This is a genomic window from Kaistella chaponensis, from assembly GCF_900156725.1.
GTDB classification, from domain to species: Bacteria; Bacteroidota; Bacteroidia; order Flavobacteriales; family Weeksellaceae; genus Kaistella; species Kaistella chaponensis.
Window position 1 is genome coordinate 26,513 of sequence record NZ_FTOI01000018.1, and the last position, 14,745, is coordinate 41,257.

Below are 14,745 nucleotides of genomic sequence, written 5' to 3' on the forward strand. Positions count from 1 at the left end.
TAAAATGGTTTTTATTATTTCAATTAAATTTTTAGGATCCGTAAGTTGTTTGTAATGCATCTAAAACCTGAGTTGCGGTATACGACCTACCTCGTAAAAAGGTAGAAACATCATTTCTGGAAATGTTTAGATGTTTGCCTATTTTGGCTAATTCTAAAGCCGTTCTTGCATCTGTAGAACTAAAATATACATTTTTGAAAGCTACTAAAATTTCGATTGGTGCGGGTTCGAAAACCATTAATCCATCTGCATAATTAAAATTTCTATCCACACTTCCACCCATTCTAGAACGCATTAGCGTTTGTAAAATTTGGGTAAGTTGTCCTCTATTAAAATATCTTAATTTTCCATTTAATAAAATACAAACTTCTCTGCAATTGGTTGCTAAACCACCATAACCAATAGCATCAATCGTTTCCGAATCATTGGGTGAAAGCGTTAAAAGTACATCTACAATTTCACCGGGAATTTCGGTATATTTTGCTCTGATGATACTAACCATATCATCAAGCCTAATTCTATATGTTTCTTTTACGGCTCTTAGTACTAAATTTCTTGTAAAGGTACATCCTTCGGAATTTTTGAGTAAATGTGTCGTTTCCAAGGCGGTTTTTCCATCCATTTTTAAGGTTTCAGTTATTTCCCAAATAGTATAACCTGCGGTACACAATGCACCTACATTTTCGCTATCAGAGACACTTGGTTTCATCGAGTGATACACTTCCGGTGCGGTAGCGTTTTCTTTTTTCAGCATTGCAGCAATTTCTTTGGACGTTTTTCCAGAAATCCTTAGGTTTTTTGCATTAGCTACAGTTTCAGGGCTTAATTTCCTTACTTTAGGTAAATCTGGTTTTGCAGCGACATCACCATTGGGTTTAATGAGGTGTTGCGCATTAGAAATGGAAAATATTCCTAAAAAAAGTAAAAAAAAGTAATGTTTAATTTTCATTTCAATTAAGGATTAGGATTTTGTTTGATGAAATGTACTCTGAAGTCTTTGAAAATTCCGCCCGAAGCCAAAGTTGTATTATCAGGACTTCCTATTGCACGAAAAGGACCGATGCTAAAAAATGTACCCAATTCTGTATATGGAAGTCTTATGATTTCTTTTCTTGCCATTTTTACATTGGATGAAAAATCTGATGAAAAATCTCCGGATTTATGAGCAGAAGCCAAATCGATTTCAAATTCTACAAAAATTCGGTTTTCGGTAAGTGCATAAGAATTCACCAAAAACACATCGCCAATTTTTTGAGTAGCCGTTTTTTGTACAGCGGTGGTAATTTCTGGCACCGGATTGTTGCTGAAAACGTAATTGTGAAGCGTGTTTTGAGAATTGAGCGTAGGAACATTGAAAATGGTTGCTACAGTATTTGTAGGATTTTCTGGATTTTGCAGGGTTCTGTCGGCAATTTTTATTGGGCAATATATATATTGATTGTCGGCTGTTTTTTCGACCATTCTCATTTTTATACTTCCAAAAAATCTTTTGCAATCGTTGTTTTCAATAGTGGTAGAAATTCCTCCAAACCCAATATTAGCATATCCTGCTTGTACAATTTTTATAGAAAGAATTTTTTTAGTTCCTAGTTTTTGATAAAAATTAGGATTTTCTCCCCAAAAAATAATCGTGCTATTAAATTCATCATCAAAAGTAATGTAGGCAAGATAATCTGGCGCTACCTTCATTGAAATATATTGTGGATTTGCGAATGGCATTACAAAATTATTAACTTCTTGCGCATATTTCGCAACACTTCCTGTGAAACCATTTCTTTCGTAAAACGCAATCCAATCTGGACGATTTGTAGTAGGTAATGTAAGTGAAATGTGTTTTTGAGGAACTATTTGTTTAGCAACAGTAGTATTTATTTGAGCAAAAAAAGAACTTGTGAAAAATAAAGCGAAAAGTAAATTGAGAATTTTCATTTTTTTTTAATTTATCGAACGTTATACATTAGATTACCTTCATTATCAATATAAAATTGAGTGAAATAGACTTCTACATTGGGAATCCCAAGAAGAGCACGGTTGGTTGTAATTCCATCCATCAATTTATTAGAAATATCATTGATGGTTTCAGGAGTATTAAGATATTCGGTAATTTTTCCAGAAAATAAATCAAACAAAGGTCCGTTCATGGCTCTTGTAAGTGGCTCTAATTGGGTGAAAATAAAATTAAAACCATCGTGTCCTGCATTGGCGGAAATTTTCCCCACTGCATTTCTATATTTTATTTTTCCGTTTTCAGCATACGGTTCTATTTCTATATTTAAACTTAAATCATCTACCTGAAATTGTGGATTTCCAATTCCTCCGCAAACGATATTTCGTATACAATTCACACTTATTTCCACATCTTCTTTTTCAAAACCTACCGAAATTTGTATTTTTCCGTTTTTGGCTTCTACAAGTGCTCTGTTTGTATTAATGTTTTTAAAATAAACTGTAAGTGGCTCAAAACGAAGCGGCTCTAATTTAAAAATGGTTTCAACTCCATTTCTTCCCAATCGCATTTTTACGTCATCTGGTTTATAAAACTGAAAATTCCCCGAAGCATCGGTTCCTGCCGCGTCAAAATTGTTGATTTTGAGGTAGGATTGTCGCAAAGTAGCATTCAATAAGGTAACCCAAAGTCCACGATCTATTTTTTTTAGATAATTTATTTTTGGTTTATCAATTATTTTTTTTGCTACATTGGGATTTAGCACAATTTGAGCTTGCGAAAATTGTCCTAAGAATAGAACAAAAATCAAGAGTACAATCTTTTTCATGACTAAATTTTAAAGGACTTTAAAATAGTATGTACAAGTTTTACATGTATTTTTTCCGCATTTTGCAGACAAAACCAATTTGTAGTTTCCACTGGAAGGAAATTGAAGAACCTCGGTAAAATTAAATGGAGTGAAATTTTGAACCACGGTAGATCCATTCATCAGTTTTGCAGAAATTTGAGCTTTGCAACCTGCTTTGTCGATGCACAAATAACCGCCACTTACGAAGGTGATTTTAGCAGTAGTTTTCACGGTGAGTTGATAACCACAAGAATATTTATTGATAGGATCATCATTAATTCTGAAACCAATTCCGTCCCATCTGCTTTCTGAAGCGGTGGTTCCGCAGAGACATTGTGCATTACTATAATTCCCAAACGCAAAGAATAGCAGCATTATAATTATAAATTTTTTCATCATCTTATTTTTAAAGTAAAACTCATTAAAAATAATCATGAAAAAAATAGCAGATATCTGTCATTTTTTATGACAAAAATCATGTTTTGGAAAAAATTGTAAGTATAGAGTCCTAAAGCTTAGCAATATTTATAAAAAGCATAAATATTTTTAACTATTCCTGAAAATCAATTAATTAAAACTGTTCTAAATTATGAAGTAAAATAAAATCACGAGAATTTTTGCCTATTTTTGTAAAATCATTATTATTATGAAAAATTTTCTCACCTCTTTTCTCCTTGCTATTTATCTTTTTTCTTTTACAGAAGCAAGGGAGGTTTTGAAATTTCCAAATCTTATAGAACATTACATTTCACATAAGATTAGCAATAAAAATACGAGCATTTTTTCTTTCATTAAAATGCATTATTTAGATGATCAAGTTCTGGATTCAGATTTTAATCAGGATATGAAACTTCCTTTCAAAAAAGTTGAAGTAGTTCATTCAGTTACTATTTCTCTTCCTGTACTTTTTACTTATCATTTTCAAATTCCTGATTTCTTCAAGGAAAAAACGCTCATTTATTCAAAATCACATCATTTCAAGTCTAGTTTATTAGATTCAATTTTTCGTCCTCCGATTTTAGGTTAAATTTTAAACATAAAAAGATTTTTTTTTCAGTATGATAATTACTGGAAAAATCTCCCTATATCGTTTCAATTTAATTTTTAAAATCAAAAAAAATGAACAATGCACACTTGCATTTGGTGTTCAACCATTTGCCTATTATATTTCCTATTGTAGGAATCATCGTACTATTAATCGGGATTTTCACAAAATCCGAAGTTTCCAAAAGAAACAGTTATGCAATTTTTATTCTCGGAGCTATTGCTTCTATTGCAGCAATGGCAACTGGTGAAGGTGCCGAAGAAACGGTAGAAATTATCGCAGGAATTTCAGAAAACCTCATTAAAACCCACGAAGAAGCCGCCGAATTGTTTGCAGGTTTAACGTACTTTTTAGGTGGGATCTCATTAATTGCTCTATACGCGAGTTTAAAAAATCTTTCTTTTTCCAAGTTTTCACCATTCGTGATTGGTGTTTTTGTTTTGATCGCCATGTTTTTTGCCAAAAATGCTGGAACAACAGGTGGTGAAATTCGTCATTCCGAAATCCGAAGTGGAGCAACTGTTCAAAATGCAGAGCAAGGTGCATCAGAAAATGAAAAAGGTAAAAATACCGAAGAACAAGAAGACGAGGATTAATTAGAACCAAGAATCGAGCTTCAAGAACCAAGATTTTTTACGCTAGGTTCTTAAATATCGATTCTAAAATCTTTAAAATATATGCTTAATAAAATTATAGAATTTTCTATAAAAAATAAACTGATCATCATTTTGATGACGCTCGGTTTGATTATTTATGGATTGTTCGAACTCAAAAAACTTCCCATCGATGCGGTTCCCGATATAACCGATAATCAGGTTCAAATCATCACCGTTTCACCAAGTTTAGGAGCTCCAGATGTGGAACGGTTTATAACTTTCCCATTAGAACAAACGAATTATAACATACAAGGAATCAAAGAAATGCGGAGTTTTTCGCGGTTTGGTTTGTCTGTTATTACCATTGTTTTTCGTGATGATATCGATTTGTTGGTGGCTCGTCAACAGGTTGCAGAAAGGTTGCAACAAGTTTCAAAAGACATTTCTACAAATCTGGGAGTTCCACAAATGGCGCCGATTTCTACTGGTTTAGGCGAGATTTATCAATATGTGGTTCGTCCGAAAAAAGGTTTTGAACATCGTTATAATCCGATGGAATTACGAACCATTCAAGATTGGATTGTTCGCAGACAATTGCTCGGAACACCCGGAGTTGCTGATGTCGCCAGTTTTGGTGGAAATTTGAAACAGTATGAAGTTGCGGTAAATCCAGCCATTTTAAAATCAATGGGTGTTACGATTACCGAGGTTTTCAATGCCCTTCAAAAAAATAACCAAAATACTGGTGGAGCTTACATTGAAAAAGGACCAAGTGTTTTGTTTATCCGAACAGAAGGTTTGATGAATAAAATACCCGATATTGAAAATACGGTTGTCAAGAATTTGGCAGATGGAACGCCGATTCTTATTAAAAATATTGGGAAAGTTCAGTATGGAAAAGCCATTCGTTATGGTGCGATGACTTTCAACGGTAAAAGCGAAGTTGCGGGTGGAGTGGTGATGATGATGAAAGGTTCAAACTCCAATGAAGTGATCAAATTGGTGAAAAGTAGAATCGAAGAAATCCAGAAAACGCTTCCAGAAGGAGTGAAAATTGATGCTTTTCTAGACAGAACAAAAATGGTGAATAACGCCATCGGAACTGTAAGCAAAAACTTGTTGGAAGGTGCTTTGATCGTGATTTTTGTCTTGGTTTTATTTCTAGGGAATTTTCGCGCGGGACTTTTGGTTGCTTCCGTAATTCCATTGGCAATGCTTTTTGCGATCATTATGATGAATATTTTCGGGGTTTCCGGAAATTTAATGAGTTTGGGAGCCCTTGATTTCGGTTTGATTGTCGATGGAGCCGTGATTATTGTTGAAGCCATTCTGCATCGCTTCAAACATTTAACCAAATTTCAAGATAAAAAAATCTCTCAGGAATTTATGGATCGCGAAGTGTATACTTCCTCCAGTACCATGATGAATTCTGCAGTTTTCGGTCAGATTATCATTCTGATTGTTTATTTGCCGATTTTAACTTTGCAAGGCATTGAAGGAAAGATGTTTAAACCAATGGCTCAAACGGTAATTTTTGCTTTATTGGGAGCATTTATTCTTTCTCTTACGTACATTCCAATGATGAGTTCGCTCTTTTTATCTAAAAAAATAGATTTAAAGAAAAACTTTTCCGACAAGATGATGGATCAGTTAGAAGCCTTTTATCATCGCACTTTAAACTTGGTTTTAAAGATTCCAAACTTGGTTTTCTTTAGTGTTGTTGGCTTATTTTTGATCTCACTATTTTTAATGTCAAGATTGGGAGGCGAATTTATTCCGTCTCTTCCAGAAGGGGATTTCGCCGTTGATACGAGAGTTTTGCCCGGAAGTAATCTCAAAACTTCCACCGATGCAGTTCAGAAATCATCAAAAATTTTAATGAAGAAATTTCCCGAAATCGAAAAAATTGTCGGCAAAACCGGAAGCAGTGAAATCCCAACCGATCCAATGCCGATTGATGCAAGTGACATGATGATTATCCTGAAACCTCGAGCAGAATGGACTTCCGCAAAAACCTACAATGAACTCGCAGAAAAAATGTCTGCAGAACTAAAGAAAAATTTAGTGGGCGTTACTTATTCTTTTCAATATCCTGTCGCAATGCGTTTTAACGAATTAATGACGGGTGCAAGACAAGATGTCGTTTGCAAAATTTATGGGGAAAATCTCGATACTTTAAAAGTGTACGCTGAAAAATTAGGCGCAATTTCTAAGAAAATTAATGGTGCTCAAAACATTTATGTAGAACCCATTTCTGGAATGCCGCAAATCGTAATTTCTTACAAAAGAGAAGCACTTTCACAATTTGGTTTGAATGTAGAAGATGTAAATAACATCGTTAACACAGCGTTTGCAGGACAATCTACGGGTTCGGTTTTCGAAGGCGAGAAAAAATTCGATTTGGTGGTTCGTTTAGATGGTGAACAAAGAAAAAATGTAGAAGATGTTAATAATCTCCTCATTTCCACTCCTTCTGGAATAGAAATTCCGCTAAGTACCGTCGCAAGAGTTGAGTTGAAAGAAAGCGTCAATCAAATCCAGCGTGAAAATGCACAACGCAGAATTATTGTTGGATTCAACGTTAGAAATCGAGATATCCAATCAACCGTGGAAGATTTGCAGAAAGTGGTTGAAAATGATTTTAAACTTCCTTCCGGATATTCTATCTCTTATGGCGGAACTTTCGAGAATCTTCAACAAGCAAAATCTCGTTTAATGATAGCGGTTCCCATCAGTTTACTGCTCATTTTGTTGATGTTGTATTTCGCTTTTAATTCTGTGAAATATGGGTTGCTTATTTTCTCCGCAATTCCACTTTCTATGATTGGCGGAATTCTTTCCCTTTGGATTCGCGATATGAATTTCAGTATTTCCGCAGGAGTAGGTTTCATCGCTCTTTTCGGAGTTGCCGTATTGAATGGGATTGTTTTAATTGCAGAATTTAACCGGCAGAAATTGGTACATTCCGATTTAAAAGAAGTCGTAAAAATTGGTGGAAAAACCAGATTACGCCCCGTTTTAATGACTGCTTTTGTCGCCTCACTCGGCTTTTTACCAATGGCAATAAGCACTGGTGAAGGTGCAGAAGTTCAAAGACCATTAGCAACAGTCGTGATCGGCGGTTTGCTGTTGGCAACTTTCCTCACGCTTTATTTATTGCCCCTCATTTACATTTGGTTCGAGGAACATTTCCCGGATCGACGTAAAAAATTTCAGGAAGTAAGCGCCGAAGAAGATGGTTATGATGAGTAAAATGAATATTAAAATATAAACCACAAAGTCACAAAGATCATGAAGCCATTAATATAAGCAGATTTTTCTTTCTGAACTTTTAGCAATTAGTTTAGGAAATATTCTTTTGTGACTTTGTGGTTGAAGAAACCTTAAATATAAAAAATGAAACAACTTATAAAAATAGTACTAACAATTTCAGTGTTGATCGCCATTCAACTGAAAGCACAAACGCCGATTTCTCTGGAATCTGCCTACGAAAAAGCCTTTAAAAATAACCTCAATCTAAAAAGCGGACAACTTCGAATTGATTACCAAGACAAGATTAAGAAATCTCATGCAGTAATTGATCCGTTGAATGTTTCTGGGGAAATTGGGCAATTTGTTTCCGCATATTCAGATACTAAATTTTCGGTCAATCAAACCTTAAGATTACCCGGTTTTTATAACAGTCAGAAACAAGTTTTGATGGAGGAATGGAAAAATTCCATGCTTAGCTTAGAGGTTCAAAAATGGCAATTGAAGAGAGAAATCGCTTTGATTTACAACGAGCTCAACTATCAGAATGAAAAGGAAAAATTGCTTTTGAGAGCCGATTCCATTTATACCAATTATTATAAACGTGCAGAACTCCGATTAAAAAAAGGAGAAAGCAATATTCTGGAGAAAACAACGGCAGAAAATTACAGAAGTCAGGCAGAAATTCAATTGGTAAATCTGAAAAAAGATCGAGAAGTTTCTCTTTATCAGTTTAATTTTCTGATCAATGATGAAACAATGTATTCCAATGAAAATGTAAATTTTTATGAAATAAGTGAGTTCAATAGAGATTCAAATTACGCTGGAAATCCTGCTGTTTTAAAACAATTGGAACAGCAAAAAAGCATTGAACTTGCCAAATTAAAAGCCGAAAAATCGAAACTTTTGCCGACTTTTAATATTGGTTATAATAATTCAAGCATGTACGGAACAGGAGCAGATGACAAATTTTATGAGCGATCTGCACGATTTCATTCCGGCATGATTGGCGTTGGAATTCCGCTTTTTAATGGCGCACAAAAATCATTAATTGAAGGACAGAAAATCAATCAATTGATCGCTGAAAATAATTATGAAATCGGTTCGAAAAATTTAAAAAATCAATATGAAATGCTATTCGGAGCGTTCGAAAAACTGAAAAGTGAAACCGATTATTATCAATCAAAAGGCTTAAAAAACGCCGAAACCATTATGAAAACTGCAAATCGTCTATACGACGAAGGTGAGATTAATTATCTGGAATGGTCCATTTTAATCAACCAAAGTTTAGACATTCAAAATAAGTTGATTGACACTCAAAAAATGCTGAATGAGAAAATCATTCAACTGAACAACTTAACTCAACAATAATTTAAATTTTTATCACAATGAAAACATATACCGTCCTTCACCGCATCCTTCACTGGGTTTTTGCAGGAGTAATGCTGGTTTTATTCACCACCGGATTTCTCAGAATATACTGGATGAGCAAAACTGTAATTACAGATGCAGTCAATAAAAATGTGGAAATAAAGAACTTAAATCTCGATAAACAAAGCCTCCGAACCATCGTACATTCTGTGCAGGAACCGATGTTTGAGTGGCATGTTTATGCAGCTTATGTCATCACTTTTGCATTTATCGCAAGAGTAATTTATATGATTGTAAAAGGAATTAAATTTCCGAATCCATTTGTAAAAGGTGTTTATAGCAAAGATCAATTTCAAGGTGCCATTTATATTGCATTTTACTTTTTAATCGCCATTGAAATCATAACGGGAGCAATTCTAAAATTTGAAATCGGCACAGAATCTTTGGCAGATTTGGCAGAAACCGTTCACAAATTTGCGGTGTACTGGACTCCGATTTTTATCCTTTTACACTTTGCCGGAATCGCAATTTCCGAAAATACAAATCGAAAAGGAATTACCTCTAAGATGATTGGCGGTGATTCTGAATTATAAAATTTTTACCATGAGAAAACTACTTTTAATAATATTAAATTTAACCATAATTTCCTGTTCAAAAGAGGAAATAAAGACGGAAGAAATTCCTGCTGTGTCAGGAAATCAGGTGACTTTAACCGATTTGCAAATCAAAAATTCGGGCATTGAAACCAGTACCTTAAGCAATCTCGACATTGCCCACAAAATTTTACTTACTGGTCAAGTCGACGTTCCACCGCAAGGAATGGCACGTGTTTCTGCACCAAGTGGAGGTTATGTGAAAGTCTCCAATTTTATGCCTGGAAATTTTGTAAGCAAAGGACAGACTTTAGCAATTTTGGAAAATCCAGAATTGGTGCAATTGCAGCAAGATTATCTCTTGGCAAAATCGAATTTACAGTATGCGAAACAGGATTATTCCCGCCAAAAAGATTTGAATGCGAACAAAGCCAGTTCAGATAAAGTGACTCAAAAAGCCTTTAATGAAAGCCAAAATCAAAACATTATGATGAAAGGAATGGCGCAAAAATTAACTGCGGTAGGAGTTAACCCTGGATCTTTGAACGCGAATACGATTCGCCGAACTTTTGCAGTAAAGTCCCCGATTTCAGGATATATTTCTACCGTCAATGTGAATATCGGACAATACGTTTCACCGGTCGACAAAATGTTTGAGATCGTAAATACAGGCGATTTACACTTGGCTTTGAAGGTATTTGAAAAGGATTTAAATAAAATTAAAACAGGTCAGAAAGTTTTTGCATTCACCAATCAAAATCCTACAAAAAAATATGAAGCCCGAGTTTTCATTATCGGAAAAGATTTTTCTGCGGATCGGAGCGTTTTGGTTCATTGCCATTTTGTAGACGACAGTTTGGCTTTGCTCCCCGGAACTTTTATGAATGCCGAAATGGAAGCAGATTCTGAAGAAGGCATCGTGATTCCTGATTACGCGATCATAACTTGGGAAGAAAAGCAATATGTATTTGAAGAAATTCAACCTAAAACCTACAAAATGTTCCCCGTCGAAATCGGAAATTCTGAGAATGGTTTTACACAACTTTTGAATGTAAAAGAAGAAAATACCAAGAAGAAATTTGTAATCAAAGGCGCTTATCAATTGTTGATGGCGCTGAAAAATGTAGAAGAGTAAAAATGGAAAAAAAAAGCAGTCTTTATTTAGACTGCTTTTTTTTACTGATTATTTCGTCATTGTAGAATCTGGCGTCGCAGGAACTGCTGCAGGAGCAGAAGGTGCTTTAGCGGTATCAGTTGCAGTGACTGTTGGTTCTTCAAGCATGGTGTTGGTTTCTGTTGCTTGTTCCTTTTTGGCACAACTTGCTACCATTAAACCACCGATAAATGCAATTGCTAATAATTTTTTCATTGTAAATTTATTTGGCGGCAAAGATATCATTTTCGACGCGAGAGGATCAAGAATTTCACTTAAAAATAGAATCGATTTTATCAATGGCTATGATTTTTTTGAATAAAAATTTGCGATTATAATTTTTAATTTGGAAAACATTTATATATTTGCCGCATTGAAACGCTTTAGAAATATTTCTTAAAAATAACAGAAGGATTTACTCGCGTTCCAATTAAAATTGAAAAAAGCATTTTTATACAGATGAATTCAGGAACAAACAATACTTGGTGGTGGCATTCAAACTCCTTTAGGGTCTGAAGCAAATCTTGTATTCTGTTTGTAAAACATATAAAAGACTTTGACGGGCTCCGTTGAAGTCTTTTTTTTTGCAAAAATGTAAAAGGGAAAAATGAATAAACTACCGAACCAATCCTATGAGGTTTATAATTAATAAAAATAAAATCAAATGAATTTTGACCAGAAAGTCAACATGAAAACCACCGTAAAATCGGTAATGAGCGATCTCTTCACGCCGGTTGGAATTTACCTGAGATTGCGCGACAAATTTCGGGACACGATTTTATTGGAAAGTGCCGGAAATCAAAATACCGATAACAATTTTTCTTTCATCGCCATCAATGCAGTGGGAGGAATTGAAATCCGAAATTTTCAGGAAGCAGAAATTAAATTTCCTCTTGGTAATCCGCAAATAATCGCTTTAGAGAAAGAGAAATTGAGCGATTTATTAAGTGATTTTACAAAGTGTTTTATCGCCGAACAACCTTCGAAAGATATTGGAAAATCGGCTCAAGGATTTTTTGGTTATACCAGTTACGACGCGATTCCGTTTTTCGAAAATATTAAATTCAAAGATCTTTCAGAAGAGAATAAAATTCCCTTGTTGCGCTATCGTTTGTACCAATACGTGATCGCAATTAATCACTACAATGATGAAATGTTCATCATCGAAAATAAAATAGATGGATTAAAATCGAATACTATTGAAATTGAAAATTTGATCAATCAGAAAAATGCACCTATTTTTCCGTTCCAGAAAATTGAGGAAGAAACCTCTAATTTACGCGATGAAGAATACCGCGAATTGGTAGAAATTGTCAAAAAACACTGTTTCCGAGGTGATGTTTTTCAGTTGGTTTTAAGCCGCAGATTTGAACAGAAATTCAATGGTGATGAATTCAATGTTTACCGTGCTTTACGACATATCAATCCTTCGCCTTACTTATTTTATTTTGATTACGGAGACTATAAATTAATGGGTTCCAGTCCAGAAAGTCAGTTGATTATTAAAAACGGAAAAGCCATTATTCATCCCATCGCAGGAACTTTTAAGAGAACCGGCGAAGTTCAGAAAGACCTGGAAGCTGCAGAAGATCTGAAAAAAGATGCCAAAGAAAATGCTGAACACACGATGTTGGTGGATTTGGCACGAAACGATTTAAGCATTTGCGGAAAAAACACCACGGTGACTAAATTGAAAGAAGTTCAGTTTTTTTCTCATGTCATTCATTTGGTAAGTGAAGTTACGGCAGAAGTTGAGGAAAATCAAAATCCTTATGAAATGATCGCAACCACTTTCCCACAAGGAACTTTGAGTGGCGCACCAAAATATAAAGCGATGGAATTGATCGACTCTTATGAGAAAACGTCTCGTTCATTTTACGGCGGTTGTATCGGTTTTGTTGGTTTTGATGGAAGTTGCAATCAGGCGATTATGATCCGCACTTTTTTAAGTAAAAACAACACTTTGTATTATCAAGCTGGAGCCGGAATTGTCGCCAAATCCTCCGCAGAAAATGAATTGCAAGAAGTCAACAATAAACTCAATGCCTTGAAAATGGCGGTTAAAAAAGCGGCATCATTATAACAACCTTAAAATTGAACAATGTAACAATTGGTAAACTGTTACATTATTAAATTGATACATTTAAATTATGAAAATACTAGTCTTCGATAATTACGACAGTTTTACGTACAATTTGGTTCAGATGATTGAGCAGATTATGGGTGAAAAAGTAGAGGTCTTCCGAAACGATCAAATTGAATTAGCGGAAATCGAAAAGTATGATAAAATTGTACTTTCTCCAGGTCCCGGAATTCCAAGTGAAGCCGGAATTTTGCTAGAACTGATAAAAAAATACGCACCCACAAAATCTATTTTAGGCGTTTGTCTCGGTCAACAAGCCATTGCGGAAGCATTTGGTGGAAGTTTGATTAATTTAACAGAAATCTATCATGGAGTCGCAACCACTGCGCAAACCATTAAAAAAGAAGCAATGCTTTTAAGAGATTTACCCCAAAATTTAGAAGTTGGGCGATACCACAGTTGGGCTGTAAATCCTGAAGATTTTCCTGAAGAACTAGAAATCACCTCCGTTGACGAAAACGGAATGATCATGTCGCTTCAACATAAAACGTACGATGTTCACGCAGTTCAGTATCATCCAGAAAGTATTTTGACTCCCGACGGAAGAAAAATAATTGAAAATTTTTTAAAAAACTAATATGAAGGAAATCTTACAATATTTATTCGACCATCAAACCTTAAGCAAAGCGCAAGCGAAATCAATCTTGCTCGAAATTTCAAAGGATATTTTCAATGAAATTGAAGTCACTTCATTCGTCACGGTTTTCTTGATGAGAAGTATTTCTTTGGCCGAATTAGAAGGTTTCACGGAAGCTTTGCAACAATTATCCCCACAAATTGATTTGGGAACACTTGATTTGGTAGACATTGTCGGAACCGGCGGCGACGGAAAAAACACCTTTAATATTTCAACTTTGGCGAGTTTGGTAGTTGCCGGAACCGGACAAAAAGTGGCGAAACACGGCAATTATGCAGCCTCCACAATCAGCGGTGCATCCAATGTTTTAGAAACACTCGGTTATCGTTTCAAAGACAATGAAGCAGCATTAAAAAATGATCTAGAAAAGGGGAATTTCTGCTATTTACACGCACCGATTTTTCACACTTCCTTAAAATCTATTGCTCCAATGCGGAGGAATTTAGGATTGAAAACTTTTTTTAATATTTTGGGACCATTGATTAATCCAGCGAAACCAAAATACACCATGATTGGCGTGGCAAACCTGGAAATTGCACGGATTTATCAGTATTTACTGCAAAAGAAAAATGCCGATTTTCTGTTGGTCAATGCGTTGGATGGTTACGATGAAATAAGTTTGACCAGCGATACCAAAATCATCGATAAAAACGGTGAAAAGATCTTTTCAGCAGAAGATTTACAATTTAAAAACATCGATCCAGAAACCATTTTTGGTGGTAACAGTATTGATGAAGCCGCGCAGATTTTCAAAAACATTTTAGAAGGAAATGGAACCTACGAACAAAATGCCGTGGTTTTGGCGAATGCTGCAATGGCTCTGAAAAACACCGGAAAATACGGCGATTACGCCAATTGCTTAAAGATGGCGAAAGAAAGTTTATTGGAAGGAAAAGCACTGAATGGTTTTAAAAGATTAGTGGATTAGAATTTTTTGGGCGACAATCCCGATCCCGAAAGCTTTCGGGATTATCGGGACCGTCTTCCGCTCCCAATCTTTTTTGTTCCGCCTTGCTCCACAAAAAAGGATTTCCGCTCCTTTAGATTTGTAATCGATAAAATTATTAAATTTAGAAAGAGAAAAGCATTTAATTAAACTATGTTCCGCTCAGAGTAAAACTCAAGGCTTGATTCAGAATTAAATGCTCTTCCTTTCATTAAAA

The 14,745-nt window shown here is 35.0% G+C and carries 14 protein-coding genes; 9 read left to right on the forward strand and 5 right to left on the reverse strand.

Going from position 1 to position 14,745, the window contains the following annotated elements; all coding sequences use genetic code 11:
- Window positions 1-31 precede the first annotated feature (31 nt).
- From BW932_RS13705 to BW932_RS13720, 4 genes are read right to left on the reverse strand one after another with little or no spacing between them, the layout of a single operon-like run.
- Entirely contained in the window at window positions 32-949 is a 918-nt protein-coding gene (locus tag BW932_RS13705; RefSeq protein WP_076388562.1) for a hypothetical protein, read from the reverse strand.
- A 5-nt stretch (window positions 950-954) separates the two neighbouring features.
- Window positions 955-1,929 carry a hypothetical protein gene (locus BW932_RS13710; RefSeq protein ID WP_076388564.1) on the reverse strand — a complete coding sequence of 325 codons (975 nt, stop codon included), beginning with the start codon at window positions 1,927-1,929 and terminating at the stop codon, window positions 955-957.
- Between the two features lie 11 nt (window positions 1,930-1,940).
- Window positions 1,941-2,774, reverse strand: coding sequence for a hypothetical protein (locus BW932_RS13715; RefSeq protein ID WP_076388566.1), 834 nt, complete (start codon window positions 2,772-2,774; stop codon window positions 1,941-1,943).
- 9 nt (window positions 2,775-2,783) lie between these two features.
- On the reverse strand, window positions 2,784-3,191 hold the full coding sequence (locus BW932_RS13720) for a hypothetical protein (protein ID WP_143745574.1): 408 nt from the start codon (window positions 3,189-3,191) through the stop codon (window positions 2,784-2,786).
- 250 nt (window positions 3,192-3,441) lie between these two features.
- Between BW932_RS13720 and BW932_RS13725 the strand changes: the two genes are divergently transcribed.
- From BW932_RS13725 to BW932_RS13750, 6 genes are all read left to right on the forward strand, one after another.
- On the forward strand, window positions 3,442-3,822 hold the full coding sequence (locus BW932_RS13725; RefSeq protein ID WP_076388570.1) for a hypothetical protein: 381 nt from the start codon (window positions 3,442-3,444) through the stop codon (window positions 3,820-3,822).
- Window positions 3,823-3,914: 92 nt separating this feature from the next.
- Window positions 3,915-4,436, forward strand: coding sequence for a hypothetical protein (locus tag BW932_RS13730; protein ID WP_076388572.1), 522 nt, complete (start codon window positions 3,915-3,917; stop codon window positions 4,434-4,436).
- 81 nt (window positions 4,437-4,517) lie between these two features.
- Window positions 4,518-7,688, forward strand: a complete 3,171-nt coding sequence (locus BW932_RS13735) for an efflux RND transporter permease subunit (protein ID WP_076388574.1) — start codon at window positions 4,518-4,520, stop codon at window positions 7,686-7,688.
- A gap of 144 nt (window positions 7,689-7,832) precedes the next feature.
- Window positions 7,833-9,056, forward strand: coding sequence for a TolC family protein (locus tag BW932_RS13740; RefSeq protein ID WP_076388576.1), 1,224 nt, complete (start codon window positions 7,833-7,835; stop codon window positions 9,054-9,056).
- A 17-nt stretch (window positions 9,057-9,073) separates the two neighbouring features.
- The gene (locus BW932_RS13745; protein WP_076388578.1) at window positions 9,074-9,649 is read left to right on the forward strand and encodes a cytochrome b/b6 domain-containing protein; all 576 of its coding nucleotides are present in this window, start codon (window positions 9,074-9,076) and stop codon (window positions 9,647-9,649) included.
- Window positions 9,650-9,659: 10 nt separating this feature from the next.
- Window positions 9,660-10,784: an efflux RND transporter periplasmic adaptor subunit gene (locus tag BW932_RS13750; protein ID WP_076388580.1), complete on the forward strand. Its 1,125-nt coding sequence runs from the start codon at window positions 9,660-9,662 to the stop codon at window positions 10,782-10,784.
- A 48-nt stretch (window positions 10,785-10,832) separates the two neighbouring features.
- On the opposite strand, the gene BW932_RS13755 is transcribed toward BW932_RS13750, so the two are convergent.
- Window positions 10,833-11,018, reverse strand: a complete 186-nt coding sequence (locus BW932_RS13755) for a hypothetical protein (RefSeq protein WP_076388582.1) — start codon at window positions 11,016-11,018, stop codon at window positions 10,833-10,835.
- A gap of 448 nt (window positions 11,019-11,466) precedes the next feature.
- Between BW932_RS13755 and BW932_RS13760 the strand changes: the two genes are divergently transcribed.
- The 3 genes from BW932_RS13760 (at window position 11,467) to trpD (ending at window position 14,510) form a co-directional block, all read left to right on the forward strand.
- Window positions 11,467-12,885, forward strand: coding sequence for an anthranilate synthase component I family protein (locus BW932_RS13760; protein WP_076388584.1), 1,419 nt, complete (start codon window positions 11,467-11,469; stop codon window positions 12,883-12,885).
- Window positions 12,886-12,952: 67 nt separating this feature from the next.
- Window positions 12,953-13,522 (forward strand): anthranilate synthase component II, encoded by a 570-nt coding sequence (locus BW932_RS13765; protein ID WP_076388586.1) that lies wholly within the window; start codon window positions 12,953-12,955, stop codon window positions 13,520-13,522.
- A 1-nt stretch (window position 13,523) separates the two neighbouring features.
- Window positions 13,524-14,510 (forward strand): anthranilate phosphoribosyltransferase, encoded by a 987-nt coding sequence (trpD, locus tag BW932_RS13770; RefSeq protein ID WP_076388588.1) that lies wholly within the window; start codon window positions 13,524-13,526, stop codon window positions 14,508-14,510.
- Window positions 14,511-14,745: the final 235 nt, after the last annotated feature.